We start from the raw sequence: 21,339 nt of genomic DNA, 5'->3' as shown, positions 1-21,339 counted from the left end.
GACGCCGCCTCGCGTACATCACGGCCGGCGTGTCCGCTGCTGCGGGTGCCTCCGGAAATGGGTCGACGGACAGATTGTCCGTCGACATTTATGGAACTGCGGTAAGTTACCAGGATGATAAGTATGCGCTGGTATGAATACTGATAAGCCTTGATGCTCGGGGCCTCTTGGCGCTGAAGTGCTGAGTGCTTAGAGATCCACAAAGTCTCCGCGTCACCCATGGGGCATCCGCTCGTTGTGGTACGGACCGCTGCGCCGTGCGGTAGGGGTGCCCAACGTTGGGAGAAGAATGGGAGCGTTTGGATTCCAAATCCATCCCGATATCGAGGTCAATAACGTCTTGGAGGATCTGAGAATCCGCAATTTCACGGTTGAACTGGATCAACCGGAGGGAGCGATTGTCTGCGCCAAGGGTTGCCATCAGAGAAGTGTAAGCTGGCGCCCGCAGAACGCCGAGAGGTATGCCAAGAGACTTCTGGATTGGGCTAACTCGCTAGACTGTCGGCGGCGCCCCAGAAGGGTGCGGAAGCGGAATTGGAGGCTTGGATCCCATAGGGAGCTGGTGCGGGAGTGGAGGTTAGAGTCGTCTTGCGAGTCGTGCCCCGATGGTGGAGCTCCGGCTTGCGGCCAGTCGAGGCCGAACTGCACGCAGATGCAAAACACATCTTGGAAGGGATCCTCGGGGTTGCGGATGCCGCTAAGGTCGCAGATATTTCGACCTCCAGTGACGCTGTCGAAGGGGTCATCGAAGTCGAGGCCTTCGTCGAGGCGGAGACGGAAGGTGCTGCAGTCGACCGGCTCGTGAGTGATTACCTCATTGCGGCGCGTGCTGTTGAGCGCAGTCAGCCAGGTGTTCGTCGTCCGATCGGCTATCGCATACAACGTATCTACGTAGAGTATTCTAGTGGTCAGTTTTCTCGTGGTGACGGTGGTGATGTACCGCGCGGCGACGATCGTGGTGCTGACTCGATGCGCGGTGCATTTCTTGATGGGCAGATTGGTGGCCGATGGGACATAGCCCCGCCGGACGCCGATGATGCCGCAAGAAGACCGCAACCGACGGATGGTAATGGGATCTATAGGGGCGGTAGAGATCGCAGGTTGAAGCCACGTTATCGGGTGGAATCTGGCGTGAGGTGGCATCCCACGTCGGCGCGGCCACCGGGTATGTGACGCAGTCCTGCTAATAGCTCACGGCAAACGTGACGAGTTCCCGGTCACCCGTGAACAGGTGACCGGGAACTCGTGTGCGTTGTCCCCGTTTCGGCCGGTGGAGTGGAATCCGTCGGTGGTCATGGTCTGGCCGGACGAGGACGCGCTGGCCCGGCCGGAGTCGTCGTCCGACGGTGACGCCGGCTACCGTCGCAGGATGAGCGGTCTACGCGACGACGTCGACATCCGACAGGTCACCGAATGGGTCGCCGACGCCCGCCGGATCGTTGCGTCGACCGGAGCCGGCATCTCCACAGACTCCGTCGGCCACGCCGCGTTGGTCGAGTGGGAGCGCGCCGGCAAGCTGGCTGCGATCGTCACCCAGAACATCGACGGGCTGCATCAGCGGGCCGGCAACTCACCGGACACCGTGATCGAAATCCACGGCACGTTGTACGAGGCCGAATGCCTCGGCTGCGCCGACCGTACGGGCATCCAGGAGGTCCTGGACCGGGTGGCCGCCGGTGAGGACGACCCGGCTTGCCGGCACTGCGCCGGCATCCTCAAGACGGCGACGATCTCGTTCGGCCAGTCGCTGCACGGACCGACCCTGCGGCGGGCGGCGCGGGCCGTCGCCGACTGCGACCTGATGCTCGCCGTCGGCACCTCGCTGACGGTGCAGCCGGCCGCCGGCTGGTCGAGATCGCCGCCGAGTCCGGTGCCCGCGTCGTGATCATCAACGCCGCGCCGACCCCGTACGACACGATCGCCGACGCGGTGGTGCGCGAGCCGATCGGTACGGTCCTGCCGGCTCTTGTCTCGGGTTGAGCGGCTCTCGAGATGAGTGGCTCTCGGGGTGAGCGGCGGCAGAACGTGCGCAGCACCTGCGTGGCCGGATCCGGCTGGTCGCCGGAGACCGGTCCTGGCCGGGCGAGACGGGCGACCTGCTGGTCATCCCGGATGCCCGGCACGCGCTGTACGCCGACGAGGACTCGGCGGTGCTGTTGACCGTCGCCCGCCGACGGCGGTGTCGGCGGCTCAGCCTGCCAGCATCCCCGGCCCGAACACCTCGTAGCCGATCCGCTCAGCCGGCATGCCCCGGCGCAGCAGCTCGCCACGAACCTGCGCCATGAACGGCACCGGCCCGCACAGGTGCGCGTACGTGTCCGGTGCGAGCGGGATCCGTGCCGGATCGACCCATCCGGGGTGGATCGTCGCCTTCAAATCGGGGAGCCCGCCGTCGGTGGCGTCCTCGTACCACAGGTGTACCGACAGGTTGGGCATCCGCTGCTGGAGCTCCGGCAGCTCGTGGCGCAACGGGTGCGCGGCCGCCGACCGGTCGGCGTGCACCAGCACCACCTCGCGGGCCGGCGCGACCGCGCCCAGCTGGGCGAGGGCGGCCATCGCCGGGGTGACGCCGATCCCGGCACTGACCAGCAGCAGCGGCACGCCGAGCGCGCCGATGGAGCTGACCTCGCCGAACGCCGGGCTCAGCCGCAGGACGTCACCGACGGCGGTCCGGTCGTGCAGCTGGCTGGAGACTGTTCCGTCCGGTGCCGGCGACCCGGCTGACCCGCCCGCCGCGCCGGCCCCGCCCCGGAGCCGTTTGACGGTGATCCGCCAGGTCGCGGCGCCGGGACGGCCGGACAGACTGTACTGGCGGATCTGCTGACCCTGGCCGCCGGCCAGATCAACCGCGACCGAGACGTACTGGCCGGGGGTGAAGGTGGGTGCCGGGTCGCCGTCGGCCGGGGCCAGGATCAGCGACACGATGTCGGCGGTCTCCGGAATCCTCTCGACGATCCGCCACGGCCGCCAGCCGGCACCGGCCCGCAAGGGAAGGCCGGCGACGGTGTACAGCCGGGCCTCCCGGGCGATCAGCTCGCAGGCCAGTAGCCAGTAGACCTCGTCCCACGCCGCCGCGACCTCGGGCGTCACGGCGTCGCCGAGCACCTCGCCGACGGCGGCGAGCAGATGGCGTCCGACGATCGGATACTGAGTGGCGGTGATGCCGAGGGAGGCGTGCTTGTGTGCGATCCGGTCCAGGATCGGCGCCCAGGGCAGCGTGCTGCGCCCGGTCAGGTGCTCGGCGTAGGCGACCACCGCGGCGGCCAGCGCCGCCTGCTGGCGGCCGGTCGCCTGGTTACCCCGGTTGAACAGATCCAGCAGCTCCGGATGGGCGGCGAACATCCGCTGGTAGAACCGGCTGGTGATGGCCTCGCCGTGGGTCTGTACGACGGGCAGGGTCGCGGTCACCACCGCTGCTGAGGACTTCGAGAGCACGGTCACTCCTTTGGGGATCGGACGGGTACGACGCCACTAAACAGGAATCTGTGACTCCTCTTTTAGGGCCATTGGTCCCGAGCCCCGATCACACCGCGCCGGGCCGGGCCGTTCACGCCGGGCCGTGCCGTCTGCCGTGGCTGACTAGGGTCGGGACGTGAAGCTCAACCGGTCCACGGACATGGCGTTACGGGTCGCCATGTTCACCGCCGCGTCTCGCACCCGTACCACGGTGGACGACCTGGCCGCCCGGCTCGCCCTGCCGCGCAGCCACGTCGCCAAGGTGGTGCAGCGGTTGCAACGGATCGGCGTTCTGGTCACGGTGCGGGGCCGGGCAGGCGGCACCGCGTTCGTCCCGGCCGCCGCCGAGATGACCGTGGCCCAGGTGGTACGGGCTTTCGAAGGCGACGGTGAGGTTGTCTCCTGCGACCAGCCGGCCTGCCCGCTGCGCGCCGACTGCCGACTGCGCGTCGAGCTGCGCCGGGCCCGAGCGGCCTTCCTCTCCGCGCTCGACGAGGTTCGCCTCGGTGACCTCGTCGACGCCGACGCGGGTCCGCTGCCCGCCCTACTCACCATCGACTCCGGACCGCCGTCGCCGGCTCCCGTCGGTCGCGCCGAGTGCGGTCAGGCCCGGTTGGACAGTTCGGCGTAGCCGCGGACGACCGCGGTGCCCGCCGCCTGCGGCCCGAACGGTGCCCGCGCGGCGACCTGTTCCGGCGGCGCCCCGTCGGCGTGCCCGTCGCGGATCAGCCACTCCAACGCCACCAGGTCAGCGTGCTGGGCCCGGACGAAGTCGACGCCGACGCAGGTGCCGTGGCCGGGCACCACGACACTGGCCGGCCCGAGGCGCCGCAGCACCGCCGCGAGGGTGTCCGGCCACTCCAGCGGGTAGGCGTCGTCGAACGACGGTGGGGCACCCTGCTCGACCAGGTCACCGGCGACCAGCAGGTCCGCGTCCGGGACGTGCACCACCAGGTCGCCGACTGTGTGCCCGCGCCCGGGATGCCACAGCTCAACCACCCGGCCGCCCAGGTCGAGCGTCGCGGCGCGGGTCACCGTACGGTCCGGTGGGTGGACCACCGCGTGGCTGAGCTGCTCGGCCAGCTGCGGATCGTGGCCGATCATCTCGCGGTACGCCTCGTCGCGGACCACCTCGACCGGGCGGGCCAGCAGCCGGGCCGCCTCCTGGTGGGCCCACACCGGCGCGGGCGGATCCCCGGCGGCCACCTGGTTGCCGAAGCAGTGGTCGAAGTGGTGATGGGTGTTCACCACCGACCAGGGCAGGTGGGTGATCCGCCGGGCCGCCTCGACCAGCTCGGCGGCCTCGGCCGGCGTACTGCCGGTGTCGACGAGCACGGCGGCGGCCGCGCCGACGACCAGCGTCGAGTTGACGTCGAGCCGGGGTCGGCGCAGCACATACACCCGGTCGCCGACCTCGACGAACCGGGCACTCATCCGGAGACTGCCCGCTCACCGGTGGGGTCGTCGCCGGCCCGCGGCGCCGGCGTGCGGTCGAAGGCCCGCTCGACGAACCGGTGCCGGTCGACCAGGGCCCGCTCGATACGGCCCTGCGCGATGGTCGTGCCCGCCTCGAACACCACCACCTCGAAGACCAGCCGCCGCCCGTCGACCTCGGTCAGCCGGGCCAGCGCGGCCACCGTACGGCCGACCGGCGTCGCCGCCCGGTGGTCCAGCTCGACCCGGGTGCCGACGGTGGTCATGCCGGGTGGCAGCCCGGTGGCGGTGGCGGCGACCGTCGCCGCCTCGGCCAGGGCGAGCAGCCGCGGGGTACCGAGGACCGGTACGTCGCCCGAGCCGACCGCCTGGGCGGTGTCGGAATCGGTCACGGTCAGCTCGACCCGGGCGGTGGCACCCGGGCGGAAGCTGTTCTCCGGCGTGTGTCCCATGACCAATCAGCCTAGGTGCTCGACCTGTGTCGGACCACGAAAGCCGGACCGCGCGCCGACGGTGCTCTGCCGGACTGCCATGGTGAACGGGGTCCGCACATCGTACGGCGGCCGGGGCGGACGCCCTTCGATCCGGTCGACCAGCCGTCGGACCGCCAGCCGGGCGATCGCCGCCTTGTCAGGGGAGATACTGGTCAGGCTCGGGTTGGCGTACCGTCCCTCCTCGATGTCGTCGATCCCGACGACCGCGACGTCCTGCGGGATCCGCCGGCCGGCGTCGGCGGCGGCGCGCATCGCGCCGAGCGCGATCAGGTCGTTGTACGCGAGGACCGCGTCCGGTGGCTCGGTGAGGGTGAGCAGCCGACGCATCGCGGCCGAGCCGTCGGCCCGGCCGAACCGGTCGGTGACCACGGTCAGTTCCGGTCGGTCGGGCAGCCCGGCGGCGGCGATGCCCGCCCGGAAACCGCGCAGCCGCAGCTGCGCCGACTGTCGGTCGTCGTGGCCCCGGGCCCCGATGAAGGCGATCCGGCGGCGGCCGAGCGCGACCAGGTGCGCCACCGCCGCGCGGCTGGCCGCGACGTTGTCGATGGCGATGTGGTCATGCGGCACGTCGGAGACGCCCTCGCCGATGAGGACCAGCGGTAGCGCGTCGCGGCGGGCGAGCACCTCGGCGCGGCCGATTCGCACCGGGCTGAGGATCAGTCCGTCGACCACGTGCCGGCGGGAGCCGCCGAGCAGCGCCAGCTCCGTGTCGGGGTCGGCGTCGGTGCTCTCCATCACCAGGGTGTAGCCGAGGGCCGCAGCCTCCCGGATCGCCGTCTCCGCCAGCTCGGCGAAGTACGGGTTGGTCAGCTCGGGAATGGCCAGCGCGATCAGTCCGGTCCGGCCGCGCCGCAGGTGCCGCGCGCTGAGGTTCGGGGTGTAGCCGAGTTCGTCGATGGCCTGCTGCACCCGGCGTCGGGTGGGTTCGGCCACCGGCCGGTAGCCGTTGACCACGTTGGAGACCGTGGCCAGTGAGACGCCCGCGCGCTCGGCGATGCTCCGCAGACTGGCACCCATCCGTCGATCCTGGCACACATCGACGGGCGGAGATTGACGGCGGTCGACCGGGCGTCTATAACGTTATAAACAAACCTCGACGTGCCTCGATGTGTTCCCTGATCCGATCCCGTCCCCGGCCCGTCCACCGATGGAGACGACATGCGATCGCCCACTCCCACCGCCCGTCCCGGCAGCCCTCGTACCCGCTGGACCGCCCGTACCCGTTGGACCGCTGTTGCGGCAGCGACCGCAGCCGCCGGCCTGCTCGTCGCGCCCTCGGCCGCCGTCGCGGTGCCCGCCCGCCCCGCGCCGCTGACCACCCCGTGGACCGCCGAGGCGCTCACCGGCACCCCGCTGGCCGAATACCCCAGACCGCAGATGACCCGCCCCGACTGGCGCAACCTCAACGGCGAATGGCAACTGCGACAGTCCACCACCGACGACGCTCCACAGTTCGGCGTCGATCTGCCCGAACGGGTCAACGTGCCGTTCCCGGTCGAATCGGCGCTGTCCGGCATCGGCCGGGCTGCCGACGACGACCGGCACCATCTGACCTACCGGCGCACCTTCACCGTTCCGCGCAGCTGGACCGGGCGGCGGGTGCAGCTGCACTTCGGAGCCGTTGACTGGCAGGCCACCGTCTGGGTCAACGGCAGGCGGCTCGGCGATCACACCGGCGGTTACGACGCCTTCAGCTTCGACATCACTCGTGCGCTGCGTCGCGGCCCCAACGAACTGATCGTCGCGGTCTGGGACCCGACCGACAGCCGGCAGCATGGCAGCCTGCCACCGATCGGCAAACAGACCCGTACCCCCGGCGGCATCTTCTACCACCCCGGCCTCGGGCATCTGGCAGACCGTCTGGCTGGAACCCACCCCGGCCACCTCGATCAGCGACGTCGACCTGCGCCCCGACCTGGCCAGCGACACCATCCGGATCCGGGTGGCCACCCGAGGCGACACCACCGGCCACACCGTCCGCGCCGAAGCCCTCGCCGGAGCCACCGTCGTCGGCACCGCCACTGGCGGCTTCACCGAGTTCGCCGTACCGGTGCCGGACGCTCGCCGCTGGTCCCCGGACGACCCGTACCTCTACGACCTGCGCGTCACCCTGCGGGACCGCAACGGCCGGGCCGTCGACCGGACCACCCACTACTTCGGTATGCGGGAGGTCGGCGTACGGACCATCGACGGGGTACCGCGACCGACCCTCAACGGCGAGTTCGTCTTCCAGCTCGGCACCCTCGACCAGGGCTACTGGCCCGACGGTGTCTACACTGCGCCGACCGACGAAGCACTCGCCTTCGACCTGCGCAAACACAAGGACCTCGGGTTCAACATGGTGCGTAAGCACATCAAGGTCGAACCGCAGCGCTGGTTCTACCACGCGGACCGGCTCGGCCTGCTGGTGTGGCAGGACATCCCGTCGATGACCGCCCAGGACATCGACCCGGCCGACGCCCAGCAGGCCCAGTTCGAGGCCGAGGCGCGCCAGATCGTCAACGAGCACCGCAACTCGCCGTCGGTGGTCGCCTACGTCGTCTACAACGAAGGCTGGGGCGAGCGGGCCCTGGCCGACACGATCCGGGTCGGCCAGGCCGTCAAGGACCTCGACCCGACCCGGCTGGTCAACACCCACAGCGGGTACAACTGCTGCCAGTCGCTGGGGCGCCGCCGTCTACACCGAGATCACCGACGTCGAGGGCGAGCTGAACGGCTTCCTCACCTACGACCGGCAGGTGGTCAAGATGGACGAGGCCCGGGTCGGGGCGGCCAATCTGGCGCTGATCGCCACCTCCCGGGCGCTGCCGTCGCGTACCCCGGTCGCCCTGCCGCTGGACACTCGGCTGTCGCTGCGGGTCACCACACCCGGCTTCACCGACCGCTACCTGCGGCACCGCGACAGCCTGGCCTACACCGACGTGGTCACCGCCGACAGCCCGCAACTGCTCAAGGACGACGCGACGTACGCGATCCGACCCGGTCTGGCCGACCCGGACTGCTACTCCTTCGAGTCGGTCAACTTCCGATGGTTCTTCGGTGCGACCGTCGCCGGGCAAATCGCCGATCGGTTCGTCTACCTCGCGCTGCCGCTGGTGGCGATCCTCTGGCTGGACGCGGACGAGCTCGAGGTCGGCGTGCTGACCGCGATGACCACGGCCGGGTCGCTGCTGATCGGGCTGCCGGCGGGTGCGTGGGTCGACCGGTGGCGCAAGCGCCCGGTGATGGTCAACACGGATTCCCTCCGAGCCGCGCTGCTGATGACGCTACCGCTGGCCTGGTGGGCCGATGCGCTGTCGATCTGGCTGCTGTACGCGATTGCTCTCGGCCACGGACTGCTGACCGTACTGTTCGAGGTCGGATATACAAGCTATGTCCCTACGTTGGTCGGTCGTGACCACCTGGTCGAGGCGAACAGCAGGATCGCTGCGGTCCGTTCCGCCGTCAGCATCAGTGGCCCCGGTCTGGCGGGTCCCCTGGTCGGCTGGCTCGGTGCACCGCTCACGCTGATCGTGAGCGCCGCCGGGATGCTGTTGTCCGCGCTCGGCATGCTGCGAATCCGTACTGTCGAGGTGGTGCGGCCGGAAGCAACCGATCGGCAGCTGATCCGGGAGGTTGCCGAAGGACTGCGCTTCGTTCTCGGTCATCGGCTGCTGCGGCCGATGCTGTTCACCGACGGCTTCTTCAGTCTCTTCCTCGTCGTGTACCAGACGATGCTGCTGGTCTTCCTGGCCCGGCAGCTGGATCTGAGTACGTCCGGCATCGGCTCGGTGCTCTCGGCGATGGCCTGCGGTGGGTTCGTCGGCGCGCTGCTGGCCGGCCGGCTGATCGCCAGGGTCGGCCCGGGTCCGGCGATCTGGCTGGCGCCGCTGTGCACCGCTCCGGCCGCCGCGCTGCTGCCAGCAACAAGTGTCGGCTGGCCGACCTGGCTTGCTGTGGCCGGGCTGGCACTGCTGTCCTTCGGCGGGGTGGTCCGGCTTGTCGCGCAGGCAGGCCTGCAACAGAGCGTCACTCCGGATCGGCTGCTGGCCCGGATGAGCGCCACGGTCCGCTTCGTCCAGTGGGGCAGCATGCCGGTCGCAGCGCTGCTCGGCGGTGCGCTCGGCGGCCTGTTCGGGGCGTCGGCCGTACTGTGGATCGGCACGGCCGGGATGACCGCCACCTTCCTGCCGGCCCTGCTGTCGTCGCTGCGGACGACGTACCGGCTACCGGCGAGCGAGAGCGCCGCAGCTCAACAGGACGACCCAGGCTTGGCTCCAACCGCGAGGGCGGAGCCAAGCCTGGGTGATCCGGCCTACGGCTGACTCGGCGCTGTCCGATGGCTCAAGGCTTCAGAGTGGCAGCCGTCGACACGAAGGACCGCCACGCGGTCGGTCCGAAGGTCAGCATCGCGCCGTCGCGGTCCTTGGTGTCCCGCACGAGGACGCGCCCGGTGATGTTGTCGGCCACCTCGACGCAGGCCCCTGTGTCGGACTTGGTGCTCTTACGCCAACGAGGCTTGGTCAGGTCCATGTCTCTCCCGCCTTCGTGATCAGTTCGAGCGACTGCGCGCAGGGTAGAGCGTACTGCCGGATCGACTCCCAGTCGCTCTCCAGGCTCGCGGTGCGGTCGGGCGACTCCACCACCCGGCCTTCCTGGTGGCCTTCGAGGAAGCCAACTGTGCGACCCTCAACCGAGGCCAGGACGATCGGGCCGTACATCCCGACATACGCCGGGGTGGCCAGTGGCACCACGTGGATCTGTACATTCGGTCGATCGCCCACCTCCGTCAGTGCTTTGAGCTGCTCGCGCATCACTTCCGGCCCGCCGGAGGTGCGGCGGATCGCCATTTCGTCGAGTATCACGACCAGGCGGCACGGGCTGGTGGTTCGGGTGATGATCTCTTGCCGGTCCAGCCGTGCCGCGAGCGTCTGTTCGACGTCCTCGGCCGGGACGTTCATCGCCGGCAGGAGTGCGCGTGCGTACGCCTCGGTTTGCAGCAGTCCGGGGATCAGCGTCGGATGGTAGACCCGCAGCAGGGTCGCCCGGCCTTCGTACTCGACGAACGGCCGGTACCACACGGGTGTCCAGTCGCCCCGGACGAACTCCCGATAGAACCTGACCAGCGCGGTGCCGAACACCTTGTCGACGGCCTTCAGGTAGTCCGGCAGTGCGGGCCGCTCGCCGCGCTCGATGGCACCCACGTGCTTCGCCGAGAAGTGGATCCGGTCGGCCCACGCATCCTGGGTCAGCCCGAACGACTCGCGCAGCCGGCGTAGCTCCGATATCAGATAATCGCTCCCAGCCATAGACCTTCACATCCCCCAAATCGCTCAAACTTGTTGATCTTCTGCTGGCGTGGACAGCACGTGCATTCCCTGGGCCTAACGCCTTCTTTCATTGAGCATGGTCAGCAATCCAGGGTGGAACCCAACAGAAAGATACACGCTGTTCGTAATCGATCCGAGGGAGCAACGATGATCAGAAACGACGGGATCGGTGGGACGCCAAGGCTGGCCCGCTGCACCTCAGTCGGCGTGCCGCGGAACGTCGATCCGACACCGAACCGGCCGCCGCTGCCGAAGCGCAACCCGGGGGAGACAGATCCGGACCAGGACGACCGTTTCCAGCTCGCCGGGGGACACGGCATCGCGCCAACTTCCGCTGGCGCCCCGGACGACCCGACGCGAGGCGGCGACCCTACCTGGTCACCGGAGCTGGCCCGAGTCGTCCATGATGCGAACTCCACCGCCCGCACCCACATCCCGAACCGCACCACCGGGGAGTGTCACCGGTGCGGCGGCATCCCGGCACCGTGTCGGCCGTTCCTGCGGGCACTCGCCATCCTGGACCGGTGGGACGCGAGCTCCGCCCGGCGCATCCGGGCTGTGCTGCACCTGTCCGGGCTGATGCCGGCCGGCGAGCCGGACGACGACGGTGACGGGTGACCCGGCGACCGGCACCTGCGGTGGACGCGGCTCGCCTCGCCCGCCGGGATCGCGGCGGGCGACGCCGCGGACCCGGACTGCCGCTTGTAGGGCGGCATCCTGAAGACGGCGACGATCTCGCCCGGTCAGTCGTCGCACGGACCAACAGAAGGATCTGGCCGGTATATCGACCACGACTCTTCTAGATCGACGGCTGCGGCGAGGGCGGATCGGCTGGCGTGCTGCGGGCGGCGCGGGCCCGGTCGCTCAGCTCCGCCGCCAGCCACCACGCCTCGGCCACGTCCCGGTCCTTGGCGGCGGCGCTCGGCCCGCCGGCGGTGTCGGCGTACACGGTGGCCAACCCGAGCAGCCGCTGCAGCGGCCCGCGCACCACCCGTACGCTCTGCATCCTCGCGTACGGCACGACCAGCATCTGCCGGGTCAGCAACCCGCTGCGGACACTGAACACGTCGTTGGCAAGCCCGGCACCGAGCTTCGGCTGCACAAGCGGGTTGAGCCAGCGGGCCCGGCGCGGCGGCGGCGTCATCGGCAGCGCGTCGAGCGCGATTCCGGGCAGCACGTCGGCGAGGATGTGGTTCGCGGTGGGCAGTACGCCGACCGGCAGCAACTGGTCGGACTGGGTGCCGCCACCCTGCCCGTCCGGTGCGGCGTAGCCGGCGACGTGCAACCGCAACCGCAGCCACTTCTTCCCCCGCCACAGCAGCGGCCAGGTCGCACCGATCGCCTGGATCCGGTGCAGCGGTACGGTCTGCGACCGGGTCTCGGTCAGCCCGTGCCGGACCCGCAGACCCACCTCGTCGCGGGCCAGCCGGAAGTTCCAGTCGCTGAGCACCCGCCGGATCGGCTGCAGGATCACCCCGGCGGTGGCGGTCAGGGTGCTGGCGACCGCCACGAATGACCAGGTGGCGTCCATCGCGAACTGGGTGATAACGAACGCGACACCGAACGGCAGGAACATGGTCTGCGGGGTGAGCAGTTGGCTGATCAGCAGGTCCCGGTTGACCACGGTGTGTAGTAGCCGGCCGGGTGGCGGCGCGGACGGGTCGGGCAGGCCGGCCGGGGTGCCGTCCGGCAGCGGTGCCGTCCCGTCGGGAGCTGCCGCGTCCGGGGCCGGCTTGGCGCGGCCGGCGAGCGCCAGCAGCCGGGCCCGCAGCGTGGCGGCGTCGGCGACGGTCAGATATGCCAGCGGCGCCTCGGTCTGGCCACCGCCGACCACTTCGAGCCGCAGTTCGGCCAGGCCGGTCAGTTGGGCGAGCAGCGGCCGGACAACCTCGACCGCCTGCAGCCGCTCCAGCGGGATGGCACGGGTCCGCCGCCACAGCAGACCTTCGTGAATCCGCAGCTCACGGCCGACCACGTGGTAGCCGGTGTTGTACCAGCTGATCACCGCCACCGCCAGGTAGCCGAGCAGACACAGCACGACCAGCAGCGCGAAGCGACCGAAGCCGACCCGGCCGAGCGTCTGCCAGGACAGGCCGGCGATGATCACCACGAGGGCCCTGCTGCCCTTGAGGATCGGGCTCAGCGGATGCAGCCGCTGGCGGGGCTCCTCGACCGGACCGTGCGGCGGGTACGGCTGGCCCGGTAGCGGGTAGGCCTGTCCGGGCAGCGGGTACGGCGGCGGGACCGGATCGTGCGGCTGGCTCACAGACCCTCCGCCCGGATCTCGCCGAGCGCGGTGAGCCGGTCCCGTAGCCGGGACGCCTCGGCGGGCCGCAGCCCGGGCACCCGGGCGTCGCTGGCCGCTGCGGCCGTGTGCAGCTGCACGGTCGCCAAATCGAAGGCCCGTTCCAGCGGGCCGGCGGAGACGTCGACGAACTGCATCCGGGCGTACGGGACAATCGACAGCCGGCGGACCAGCAGCCCGTGCCGCACCAGCAGGTCGTCGTCGCGCTCGGCGTACCCCCAGGCGTAGACGGCCCGCACCGTCGCCACCACCCGCAGCACGGTGAGCAGCACGGCGGCGGCGAAGCCGACGCCAACGAACCAGAAACCGGTGACCGCCCAGCCGACCCCGAGCCCGACGAGCAGGAAACTCATCCCGATGGCGAGCCGGATCAGCTCCACCCAGACCAGGTCGCGGGAGACGGGCTGCCACTGCACCGTCTCCGGCCAGGGCTCCAGAGGGCTGATCGGGGCTGCCGGTGCGGCGGACTGTTCGGTCACCCTTACGAGCGTAGGCGATCAGCCAAGCGGCGCCACGTCGCGGAGGAATCCACGTACGTGCAGGAAGTCGCCGAGCCGGTGCCGGTGGTCGGCGCAGGCCAGCCAGGTCTTGCGGCGTTCGGGCTGGTGCAGCCGGGGGTTGTTCCAGTTGAGCGCCCAGATCGCCGGGGCACGGCAGCCCTTGGCAGAACAGACCAACTGCTCGCCCGGTGCGGTGTCGGCGGAATCGGGGGGTGCGGCCACGGTACGAGTCTAGGCCGGCGCCAGGCGAGTCCAGGTCGGCACCGGGCGAGGTCGGCAGCATGCCGGGGACGGCACCGGGACAGGGCGGCACGCACCTGAAGGAGTGAGCGCCGGGCGGCCACGGGGGAAGCCGCCCGGCGACGGCTGAATCGTACACACGCCGATCCCCCTCGTGTCTACCCACCTGGCGGTGCTTTCTCGGCCCCTGCCCGCCGGTTCGGACCGGCGTGCGACGCTTAGTGCGGCACGACCTTTTCGACCCGACGACGCCAGAACCCTGACGACACCAGAGCACGCTGTGGAGGACCGGTGGCCCAGCCGACCACGCCCGAATCTTCGACACCGACCGCTGCGCCACCGTCGCCCCCCGAGGCGACACCGGCCGCCGACGCGACCCTGCTGGAGCGGGCGATGTTCGAGGTCAAACGGGTCATCGTCGGTCAGGACCGGATGGTCGAGCGGATGTTCGTCGCGCTGCTCGCCCGGGGGCACTGCCTACTGGAAGGCGTCCCCGGGGTGGCGAAGACGCTCGCCGTGGAGACTCTGGCCACCGTCGTCGGTGGCTCGTTCGCCCGGATCCAGTTCACCCCCGACCTGGTCCCCGCCGACCTGGTCGGCACCCGGATCTACCGGCAGTCCAGCGAGAAGTTCGACATCGAGCTCGGTCCGGTGTTCGTCAACTTCCTGCTCGCCGACGAGATCAACCGCGCGCCGGCCAAGGTGCAGTCGGCGCTGCTCGAGGTGATGAGCGAGCGGCAGGTGTCGCTGGGCGGGCAGACGCATCCCGTACCGGATCCGTTCCTGGTGATGGCCACCCAGAACCCGATCGAGCAGGAGGGCGTCTACCCGCTGCCGGAGGCGCAGCGCGACCGGTTCCTGATGAAGATCGTGGTGGGCTATCCGACCGACGCGGAGGAGCGGGAGATCGTCTACCGGATGGGGGTGGACGCGCCGCAGCCGAGCGTCGTTTTCAAGCCCACCGACCTGGTCGACCTGCAGCGCAAGGCGGACAAGGTGTTCGTGCACAACGCGCTGGTCGACTACACCGTACGCCTGGTGCTGGCCACCCGGGCGCCGGCCGAGCACGGCATGCCGGACGTCGCGCAGCTGATCCAGTACGGTGCCAGCCCGCGTGCCTCGCTGGGCATCGTGCGGGCCACCCGGGCATTGGCGCTGCTGCGCGGGCGCGACTACGCGTTGCCGCAGGACGTGCAGGACATCGCCCCGGACATCCTGCGTCACCGGCTGGTGCTCAGCTACGACGCGCTCGCCGACGACGTGCCCGCCGACCACGTCGTCGGGCGGATCATGCAGATGGTGCCGCTGCCGTCGGTCGCTCCCCGGCAGAACGCGACGCCGCAGCCGGTGGGACCGATGGGACATGCCGCGCCGGCCGCCGCGGTGCCCGGCCCGCCCGGTGGCGCCGGCTGGCCCGGGCAGTCGCAGTGACCGCTGCGGTGCCGAGCTCGGGCCGGGCGGAGGCGGTGCTGTCCCGGCTCTACCTGACCGTCACCCGCAAGCTCGACGGCCTGCTGCAGGGCGACTACGTGGGGCTGCTGCCCGGTCCGGGCAGCGAGGCCGGTGAGTCGACCGAGTACCGGCCCGGTGACGACGTGCGCCGGATGGACTGGCCGGTGACGGCCCGGACCACCGTGCCGCACGTACGGCGTACCGTCGCCGACCGGGAGTTGGAAGCCTGGGTGGCGGTGGACCTGTCGGCCAGCCTGGACTTCGGCACCGCCCGCTGTCTCAAACGGGACCTGGCCGTCTCGGCGGCGGCGGCGATGGTGCACCTGAGCGCGCGGGGCGGCAACCGGGTGGGCGCGGTGATCGGCACCGGTGATCCGGCGCTCGGCGGCGTCCTTTCCCGGCTGCCGGCGCGGACCGGCCGCAAGGAGGCGCACGGGCTGCTGCGGGCAATCGCCGGCACCCAGTCCCGACCCGGCCGCAGCGACCTCGGTGCCCTGATCGACATGCTGAACCGGCCGCCGCGTCGCCGCGGCGTCGCCGTGGTGATCTCCGACTTCCTGGCCCCGCCGCAGCAGTGGGGCCGGCCGGTCCGAAAACTCGCGGTCCGCCACGACGTCCTCGCCGTCGAGGTGGTCGATCCGCGTGAGCTGGAGCTGCCCGACGCCGGCGTGCTGACCCTGGCCGACCCGGAGACCGGCACGCTGCACGAGGTGCAGACCGCCGATCCGCGGCTGCGCCGGCGGTACGCCGAGGCGGCCGGGGCGCAGCGGGCGGCGATCGCGCAGACTCTGCGCGGTGCCGGCGCGGCCCACCTGCGGCTGCGGACCGACTCGGACTGGCTGCTGGACATCGTCCGGTTCGTCGCCGGGCAGCGGCACGCCCGTACCCGTGGCATCGCCCGCCCGGCCCCCACCCCGCGCCCGGAAAGCGAAGCTCGATGATCCGTTTCCTGCAGCCCTGGTGGCTGCTCGCCCTGCTGCCGGTTCTGGCGATCGCCGGGATGTACGTGTGGCGTCAGTTCCGCCGCAAGGCGTACGCGGTCCGGTTCACCAACGTGGACCTGCTGCGCACGCTGGCCCCGCGTGGCCTCGGCTGGCGTCGTCACCTGGCCGCCGGGGCGTTCCTGCTGAGTCTGCTGGTGCTGGCGTCGGCGCTGGCCCGGCCGTCGATCGACGCTGAGGAGTCGCTGGAGCGGGCCACCGTCATTCTCGCCATCGACGTGTCGCTGTCGATGGAGGCCGACGACGTGACTCCGAGTCGGATCGAGGCGGCCCAGCAGGCGGCGAAGGAGTTCGTCGCGGAGCTGCCGGAGGGCTACAACATCGGGCTGGTCGCGTTCGCCAAGTCGGCGAACGTGCTGGTCTCGCCGACCAAGGACCGGGCTGCGGTGTCCCAGGCGATCGACGGTCTGGTGCTGGCCGAGGCCACCGCCACCGGCGAGGCCGTGTTCACTTCGTTGGAGGCGATCCGGCTGGTGCCGACCGACGGTGCGCAGGGCCCGCCGCCGGCCCGGATCGTGCTGCTGTCGGACGGCTACCGCACCTCGGGCCGGTCGGTCGAGGAGGCCGCTGCGTCGGCGTCGGCGGCCAACGTACCGGTGTCGACGATCGCGTTCGGCACCGACGACGGCCAGGTGCAGATCGGTAACCAGGTGCAGCGGGTGCCGGTGGACCGGTTCGCGCTGGCCGAGCTGGCTGAGGCGACCAACGGCTTCTTCTACGAGGCGGCGTCGGTCGGCGAGCTCAACCAGGTGTACGAGGACATGGGCTCGTCGATCGGGCAGCGGACCGTGCCCCGGGAGATAACCCAGTGGTACGCGGCCCTGGCGTTGCTGCTGGCGTTGGGCGCGGCGGTACTCAGTCTGCTGTGGACCTCGCGGCTGCCGTGAGACGGCCCGACCGGACCAGCAGGTGACAGGGCCCGGCCCGGCAGGCGACGGACACCCGCCGCCGGCCGGGGCCCGTCACCGTGCGCCGCTGGCCAGCGCGAAGATGACGGCGATCCAGACGGCGGCCAGGGTGAACCCCAGCGGTGCGACGTAACGGTTCATCGAGGGTGGACTCCGGCGACGGGCCGGCCACCTGTGGATCAGGGTGACCGGCGGGCGGGCTGACGGGCGACACGGGCAGATCGCACGGGCGCACCAGGAGCCACGCCGACCTCAGCGCGCTCGACCGGTGGCCCGGCGACGACTAGGAGGATCGCTATCTCGCACAGCGATCACCTCCACAGGTCGTCCGGCCGTTGAACCGGGCAAGAGCGTACACCTGGGCCGGCAGGTCGGCACAATCCGCAGCAACGTGATCAGTGTGACGGCGAGAACCGGCAGATAGACGGCCCGGTCGACCAGCCACCCGGGATGCTCCGGCGCGGTGTGCACCCCGGCGACGGCGGTCCCACCGGCCAGCCCAGCGCGGCGACCGTCAGCCCGATGAGTACCGGCTGGTGCCACAGGTAGACGCCGAGCGCGTGCCGGTTCACCGCCGCGACCACCGACCACCACCGGGCGGTGGTGGCGATCCGGCCTCGCAACCACCGGATCGCCAGCCCGGCCGCACCGACCTGCGCGGCCACTAACTTCACCACTTTGCGGCTACGACCGGACCGACCTGGTGTCAAGACACCACAGGGGTAGTACCCCCGGGTTACTGCTTACCCGGCGGTAGCACCTAGTCTCCAAGGCCGGATCATCGACGACGAGGGGGGAACGTGGCCCGCACCGTACTGGTCACCGGCGGTAACCGGGGCATCGGCCTGGCGATCGCGCAGACGTTCGCGAAGCAGGGCGACCGGGTCGCGGTCACCTACCGGTCCGGCTTCGCCGAGCAGGCCGGCCTGTTCGGCGTACGCTGCGACGTCACCGACGCCGACTCGGTCGACCAGGCCTTCGGCGCGGTCGAAGCCGAGCTCGGGCCGGTCGAGGTGCTGGTCGCCAACGCCGGCGTCACCGACGACACGCTGCTGCTGCGAATGTCCGAGGAGCAGTTCACCTCGGTGCTGGACACCAACCTGACCGGCGCGTACCGCTGCGCCAAGCGCGCTTCGACGAAGATGCTGCGGGCCCGCTGGGGCCGGCTGATCTTCATCTCGTCGGTGGTCGGCCTGCTCGGCTCGCCCGGTCAGGTCAACTACGCGGCGAGCAAGGCCGGCCTGGTCGGCATGGCCCGGTCGATCACCCGCGAACTCGGCGGACGCAACATCACCGCCAACGTCGTCGCCCCCGGCTACGTGGAGACCGACATGACGGCGGCGCTGCCCGAGGAGCGCAAGGCCGAGTACCGCAAGGCCATCCCGGCCGGTCGGTTCGCCACCGCCGACGAGGTGGCCGCCGCGGTGACGTGGCTCGCCGGCGACTCCGCCGGTTACATCTGCGGGGCGGTCATTCCCGTCGACGGCGGCCTCGGCATGGGGCACTGACCGTCGACGCCGCACCGACCTGTGACACCGCACCGACCCGACCTGGCTACGAAACACCGAACGGAGAAACCTGTGTCCGCACTGCTGGCCGGTAAGCGGCTGCTCGTCACCGGCGTCATCACCGACCAGTCGATCGCCTTCTCGGTGGCGAAGCTCGCCCAGGAGAACGGTGCCACCGTCGTGCTCACCGGGTTCGGCCGGATGTCGCTGGTGGAGCGGATCGCCAAGCGGCTGCCGGCCGAAGCGCCGGTGATCGAGCTCGACGTGACCAACCCGGAGCACCTGGCCGGGCTGGCCGACAAGGTTGCCGGACACGTCGACGGCCTCGACGGGGTGGTGCACTCGATCGGGTTCGCCCCGCAGAGCTGCCTCGGTGGCGGCTTCCTCGACGCGCCCTGGGACGACGTCGCCACCGCGCTGCACATCTCCACCTTCTCGTACAAGTCGCTGGCGATGGCGGCGCTGCCGCTGATGCGTCCCGGCGGCGCGGTCGTCGGGCTGACCTTCGACGCCACCCTGGCCTGGCCGGTCTACGACTGGATGGGGGTCGCCAAGGCCGGCCTGGAGTCCGCGTCCCGCTACCTGGCGCTGCACCTGGGACCGAAGGGCATCCGCAGCAACCTGGTCTCCGCCGGCCCGCTGCGCACCATGGCGGCCAAGTCGATCCCCGGCTTCGAGGCCTTCGAGCAGGCCTGGACCGAGCGGGCGCCGCTGGGCTGGCAGTTGACCGATCAGGAGCCGGCGGCGCGGGCCTGCCTGGCGCTGCTGTCAGATTGGTTCCCGGCGACCACCGGTGAGATCGTGCACGTCGACGGCGGCTTCCACGCCATCGGCGCCTGATCTTCGGGATGCGCCGCCGCCCGGCCCGGCCCGACCAGGAACAATAGGGCCCATGGCGTACGACGCACTGGTTCTGCTGTCGTTCGGCGGCCCGGAAGGTCCGCAGGACGTGCTGCCCTTCCTGCGCAACGTGACCCGGGGCCGCAACGTGCCGCCGGAACGGCTGGCCGAGGTCGCCGAGCATTACCAGCACTTCGGCGGCGTGTCGCCGATCAACCAGCAGTGCCGGGAGCTGCTCGCCGCGATCCGCGTCGACTTCGCCGCCCACGGGCTCGACCTGCCGGTCTACTGGGGCAACCGCAACTGGCATCCGATGCTGACCGACACGGTGGCCCGGATGCGCGACGACGGGGTCCGCCGCGCCCTCGCCTTCGCCACCAGCGCCTACGGCGGCTACTCGTCGTGCCGGCAGTACCAGGAGGACATCGCGGCGGCGCGGTCGGCGGTCGGCCCGGACGCCCCGGTGATCGACAAGCTGCGGCAGTTCCACGATCACCCCGGGTTCGTCGGTCCACACGTCGAAGCGGTCCGGGCCGCGCTGGACACGATCGACCCGGCGCTGCGTCGGCGTACCCGGCTGGTGTTCACCGCCCATTCGGTCCCGACCAGCGCGGCGGCCGCTGCCGGCCCGGAGGGCGGGCGTTACCAGGCCCAGCTGGCCGAGACCGCCCGGCTGGTCGCCGCCGACGCCGCCCCGGACCTGCCGTACGACCTGGTCTGGCAGAGCCGGTCCGGGCCGCCGCAGGTGCCCTGGCTGGAGCCGGACGTCAACGACCACCTGCGGGAACTCGCCGGTCAGGGGGTCGACGCAGTGGTGGTCAGTCCGATCGGTTTCGTCTCCGACCACTTGGAGGTGGTCTGGGACCTGGACACCGAGGCCGCGGCGACCGCCAAGGAGCTCGGTCTGGCGTACGCCCGGGCGGCCAGCCCCGGCACCCACCCGGCCTTCGTGTCGATGGTCCGGGACCTGGTGTCGGAACGGCTGCGCCCGGACGGCGCCCTCACCCGGGTACGGCTCGGTACGCTGCCGGTCTGGGACACCTGCCCGGTGAACTGCTGCATTGCCTCTTCCACCCCCCGGAGATCCTCGTGACCGACCGTAAGCCCGTCGAGAGTTGGCTGACCGACATGGACGGTGTGCTGGTGCACGAGGGCCAACCGGTCCCCGGTGCGCCGGAGTTCATCAACCGGTTGCGCGCTTCCGGTAAACCGTTCCTGGTGCTGACCAACAACTCCATCTACACCCCCCGCGATCTGCAGGCCCGGCTCACCCGGATGGGTTTCGACGTGCCGGAGCAGGCGATCTGGACAGCGGCGCTGGCTACCGCGCAGTTTCTCGCCGACCAGCGGCCGGGTGGCACCGCGTACGTCATCGGTGAGGCCGGGCTGACCACGGCGATGCACGCGGTCGGCTACATCCTGTCCGACTACGCCCCGGACTACGTGGTGCTGGGGGAGACCCGCACCTACAGCTTCGAAGCGATCACCAAAGCGGTCCGGCTGATCAACGGCGGTGCCCGGTTCATCTGCACCAACCCGGACCCGACCGGGCCGTCGACCGAGGGCGCGCTGCCGGCGGCCGGCTCGGTCGCGGCGATGATCTCGAAGGCGACCGGGGTGGAGCCGTACTTCGTCGGCAAGCCGAACCCGATGATGATGCGGTCGGCGTTGAACACGATCGACGCGCACTCGGAGAGCACCGCGATGATCGGTGACCGGATGGACACCGACGTGCTGTGCGGGCTGGAGGCGGGGCTGCAGACGATCCTGGTGCTCACCGGGATCAGCAGCCGTACCGACATCGACCGCTACCCGTACCGGCCGTCGCGGATCGTCGCGTCGGTGGCCGACCTGATCGACGAGATCTGATCGAGACGAGATCTGGTCGGGGC

Annotated in this window: 22 protein-coding genes and 2 pseudogenes; 13 read left to right on the top strand and 11 right to left on the bottom strand. The window is 70.7% G+C overall.

What is annotated here, in order from left to right; translation table 11 throughout:
- Positions 1 to 420 precede the first annotated feature (420 nt).
- Positions 421 to 1,056 carry a hypothetical protein gene (locus O7553_RS14915; protein ID WP_281555388.1) on the bottom strand — a complete coding sequence of 212 codons (636 nt, stop codon included), beginning with the start codon at positions 1,054 to 1,056 and terminating at the stop codon, positions 421 to 423.
- Between the two features lie 175 nt (positions 1,057 to 1,231).
- Between O7553_RS14915 and O7553_RS14910 the strand changes: the two genes are divergently transcribed.
- Complete coding sequence (locus O7553_RS14910; protein ID WP_281555387.1) at positions 1,232 to 1,885, top strand: Sir2 family NAD-dependent protein deacetylase; 654 nt, start codon at positions 1,232 to 1,234, stop codon at positions 1,883 to 1,885.
- 305 nt (positions 1,886 to 2,190) lie between these two features.
- Here O7553_RS14910 and O7553_RS14905 read toward each other — a convergent pair whose 3' ends face one another.
- Positions 2,191 to 3,441, bottom strand: coding sequence for a globin domain-containing protein (locus tag O7553_RS14905; protein WP_281555386.1), 1,251 nt, complete (start codon positions 3,439 to 3,441; stop codon positions 2,191 to 2,193).
- Positions 3,442 to 3,592: 151 nt separating this feature from the next.
- Here O7553_RS14905 and O7553_RS14900 point away from each other — a divergent pair, with 151 nt between their 5' ends.
- Positions 3,593 to 4,087, top strand: coding sequence for an Rrf2 family transcriptional regulator (locus tag O7553_RS14900; protein ID WP_281555385.1), 495 nt, complete (start codon positions 3,593 to 3,595; stop codon positions 4,085 to 4,087).
- On the opposite strand, the gene O7553_RS14895 is transcribed toward O7553_RS14900, so the two are convergent.
- The 3 genes from O7553_RS14895 to O7553_RS14885 are packed head-to-tail and all read right to left on the bottom strand — an operon-like array spanning position 4,060 to position 6,401.
- Positions 4,060 to 4,890, bottom strand: a complete 831-nt coding sequence (locus O7553_RS14895; protein ID WP_281555384.1) for an MBL fold metallo-hydrolase — start codon at positions 4,888 to 4,890, stop codon at positions 4,060 to 4,062. The two genes, O7553_RS14900 and O7553_RS14895, sit on opposite strands and share 28 nt — an antisense overlap.
- A complete protein-coding gene (locus O7553_RS14890; protein WP_281555383.1) occupies positions 4,887 to 5,342 on the bottom strand; it encodes a hotdog domain-containing protein in 456 nt (151 codons plus the stop codon). Before O7553_RS14890 ends, O7553_RS14895 begins: the two co-directional genes overlap by 4 nt.
- 6 nt (positions 5,343 to 5,348) lie before the next feature.
- Complete coding sequence (locus O7553_RS14885; RefSeq protein WP_281555382.1) at positions 5,349 to 6,401, bottom strand: LacI family DNA-binding transcriptional regulator; 1,053 nt, start codon at positions 6,399 to 6,401, stop codon at positions 5,349 to 5,351.
- Positions 6,402 to 6,542: 141 nt separating this feature from the next.
- On the opposite strand from O7553_RS14885, the pseudogene O7553_RS30190 reads away from it, so the two are divergent.
- The 3 genes and pseudogenes from O7553_RS30190 to O7553_RS14870 form a co-directional block, all read left to right on the top strand.
- Positions 6,543 to 7,082, top strand: a pseudogene (locus O7553_RS30190) (sugar-binding domain-containing protein); the annotation flags it as partial.
- A gap of 76 nt (positions 7,083 to 7,158) precedes the next feature.
- Positions 7,159 to 7,968: pseudogene (locus O7553_RS14875) on the top strand (beta-galactosidase); the annotation flags it as partial.
- 163 nt (positions 7,969 to 8,131) lie between these two features.
- Positions 8,132 to 9,688, top strand: a complete 1,557-nt coding sequence (locus O7553_RS14870; RefSeq protein WP_281555381.1) for an MFS transporter — start codon at positions 8,132 to 8,134, stop codon at positions 9,686 to 9,688.
- A 19-nt stretch (positions 9,689 to 9,707) separates the two neighbouring features.
- Here the strand turns inward: O7553_RS14870 and O7553_RS14865 are convergent, their stop codons facing one another.
- On the bottom strand, positions 9,708 to 9,896 hold the full coding sequence (locus O7553_RS14865; protein ID WP_281555380.1) for a DUF397 domain-containing protein: 189 nt from the start codon (positions 9,894 to 9,896) through the stop codon (positions 9,708 to 9,710).
- On the bottom strand, positions 9,887 to 10,672 hold the full coding sequence (locus O7553_RS14860; RefSeq protein ID WP_281555379.1) for a helix-turn-helix transcriptional regulator: 786 nt from the start codon (positions 10,670 to 10,672) through the stop codon (positions 9,887 to 9,889). The genes O7553_RS14865 and O7553_RS14860 overlap by 10 nt, the downstream gene beginning before the upstream one ends.
- A 168-nt stretch (positions 10,673 to 10,840) precedes the next feature.
- Here O7553_RS14860 and O7553_RS14855 point away from each other — a divergent pair, with 168 nt between their 5' ends.
- Positions 10,841 to 11,311, top strand: coding sequence for a hypothetical protein (locus O7553_RS14855; protein WP_281555378.1), 471 nt, complete (start codon positions 10,841 to 10,843; stop codon positions 11,309 to 11,311).
- 181 nt (positions 11,312 to 11,492) lie between these two features.
- Here O7553_RS14855 and O7553_RS14850 read toward each other — a convergent pair whose 3' ends face one another.
- Genes O7553_RS14850 through O7553_RS14840 form a run of 3 tightly spaced genes read right to left on the bottom strand, consistent with a single transcriptional unit; the run spans position 11,493 to position 13,720 of the window.
- The gene (locus O7553_RS14850) at positions 11,493 to 12,920 is read right to left on the bottom strand and encodes a PH domain-containing protein (protein WP_281555610.1); all 1,428 of its coding nucleotides are present in this window, start codon (positions 12,918 to 12,920) and stop codon (positions 11,493 to 11,495) included.
- Between the two features lie 35 nt (positions 12,921 to 12,955).
- Positions 12,956 to 13,477: a PH domain-containing protein gene (locus O7553_RS14845; protein WP_281555377.1), complete on the bottom strand. Its 522-nt coding sequence runs from the start codon at positions 13,475 to 13,477 to the stop codon at positions 12,956 to 12,958.
- Positions 13,478 to 13,495: 18 nt separating this feature from the next.
- On the bottom strand, positions 13,496 to 13,720 hold the full coding sequence (locus tag O7553_RS14840; protein WP_281555376.1) for a hypothetical protein: 225 nt from the start codon (positions 13,718 to 13,720) through the stop codon (positions 13,496 to 13,498).
- Positions 13,721 to 14,029: 309 nt separating this feature from the next.
- Here O7553_RS14840 and O7553_RS14835 point away from each other — a divergent pair, with 309 nt between their 5' ends.
- From O7553_RS14835 to O7553_RS14825, 3 genes are read left to right on the top strand one after another with little or no spacing between them, the layout of a single operon-like run.
- Positions 14,030 to 15,169 carry a MoxR family ATPase gene (locus tag O7553_RS14835; RefSeq protein WP_281555375.1) on the top strand — a complete coding sequence of 380 codons (1,140 nt, stop codon included), beginning with the start codon at positions 14,030 to 14,032 and terminating at the stop codon, positions 15,167 to 15,169.
- Entirely contained in the window at positions 15,166 to 16,131 is a 966-nt protein-coding gene (locus O7553_RS14830; RefSeq protein WP_281555374.1) for a DUF58 domain-containing protein, read from the top strand. The genes O7553_RS14835 and O7553_RS14830 overlap by 4 nt, the downstream gene beginning before the upstream one ends.
- On the top strand, positions 16,128 to 17,078 hold the full coding sequence (locus tag O7553_RS14825) for a VWA domain-containing protein (RefSeq protein ID WP_281555373.1): 951 nt from the start codon (positions 16,128 to 16,130) through the stop codon (positions 17,076 to 17,078). The genes O7553_RS14830 and O7553_RS14825 overlap by 4 nt, the downstream gene beginning before the upstream one ends.
- A 416-nt stretch (positions 17,079 to 17,494) precedes the next feature.
- Here the strand turns inward: O7553_RS14825 and O7553_RS14820 are convergent, their stop codons facing one another.
- Complete coding sequence (locus O7553_RS14820) at positions 17,495 to 17,773, bottom strand: hypothetical protein (RefSeq protein WP_281555372.1); 279 nt, start codon at positions 17,771 to 17,773, stop codon at positions 17,495 to 17,497.
- Positions 17,774 to 17,899: 126 nt separating this feature from the next.
- On the opposite strand from O7553_RS14820, the gene fabG reads away from it, so the two are divergent.
- The 4 genes from fabG (at position 17,900) to O7553_RS14800 (ending at position 21,316) form a co-directional block, all read left to right on the top strand.
- Positions 17,900 to 18,607, top strand: a complete 708-nt coding sequence (gene fabG / locus O7553_RS14815) for a 3-oxoacyl-ACP reductase FabG (RefSeq protein ID WP_281555371.1) — start codon at positions 17,900 to 17,902, stop codon at positions 18,605 to 18,607.
- 72 nt (positions 18,608 to 18,679) lie between these two features.
- Positions 18,680 to 19,447 carry an enoyl-ACP reductase FabI gene (fabI, locus tag O7553_RS14810; RefSeq protein WP_281555370.1) on the top strand — a complete coding sequence of 256 codons (768 nt, stop codon included), beginning with the start codon at positions 18,680 to 18,682 and terminating at the stop codon, positions 19,445 to 19,447.
- 52 nt (positions 19,448 to 19,499) lie between these two features.
- On the top strand, positions 19,500 to 20,540 hold the full coding sequence (locus tag O7553_RS14805) for a ferrochelatase (RefSeq protein WP_281555369.1): 1,041 nt from the start codon (positions 19,500 to 19,502) through the stop codon (positions 20,538 to 20,540).
- On the top strand, positions 20,537 to 21,316 hold the full coding sequence (locus tag O7553_RS14800; RefSeq protein WP_281555368.1) for an HAD-IIA family hydrolase: 780 nt from the start codon (positions 20,537 to 20,539) through the stop codon (positions 21,314 to 21,316). Before O7553_RS14805 ends, O7553_RS14800 begins: the two co-directional genes overlap by 4 nt.
- Positions 21,317 to 21,339: the final 23 nt, after the last annotated feature.

Origin of the sequence: Solwaraspora sp. WMMA2059 (genome assembly GCF_027497315.1) — a bacterium.
Classification (GTDB): domain Bacteria; phylum Actinomycetota; class Actinomycetes; order Mycobacteriales; family Micromonosporaceae; genus Micromonospora_E.
The sequence above is the reverse complement of the archived record's forward strand: the minus strand, read 5'-3'. Positions and strand labels throughout refer to the sequence as shown.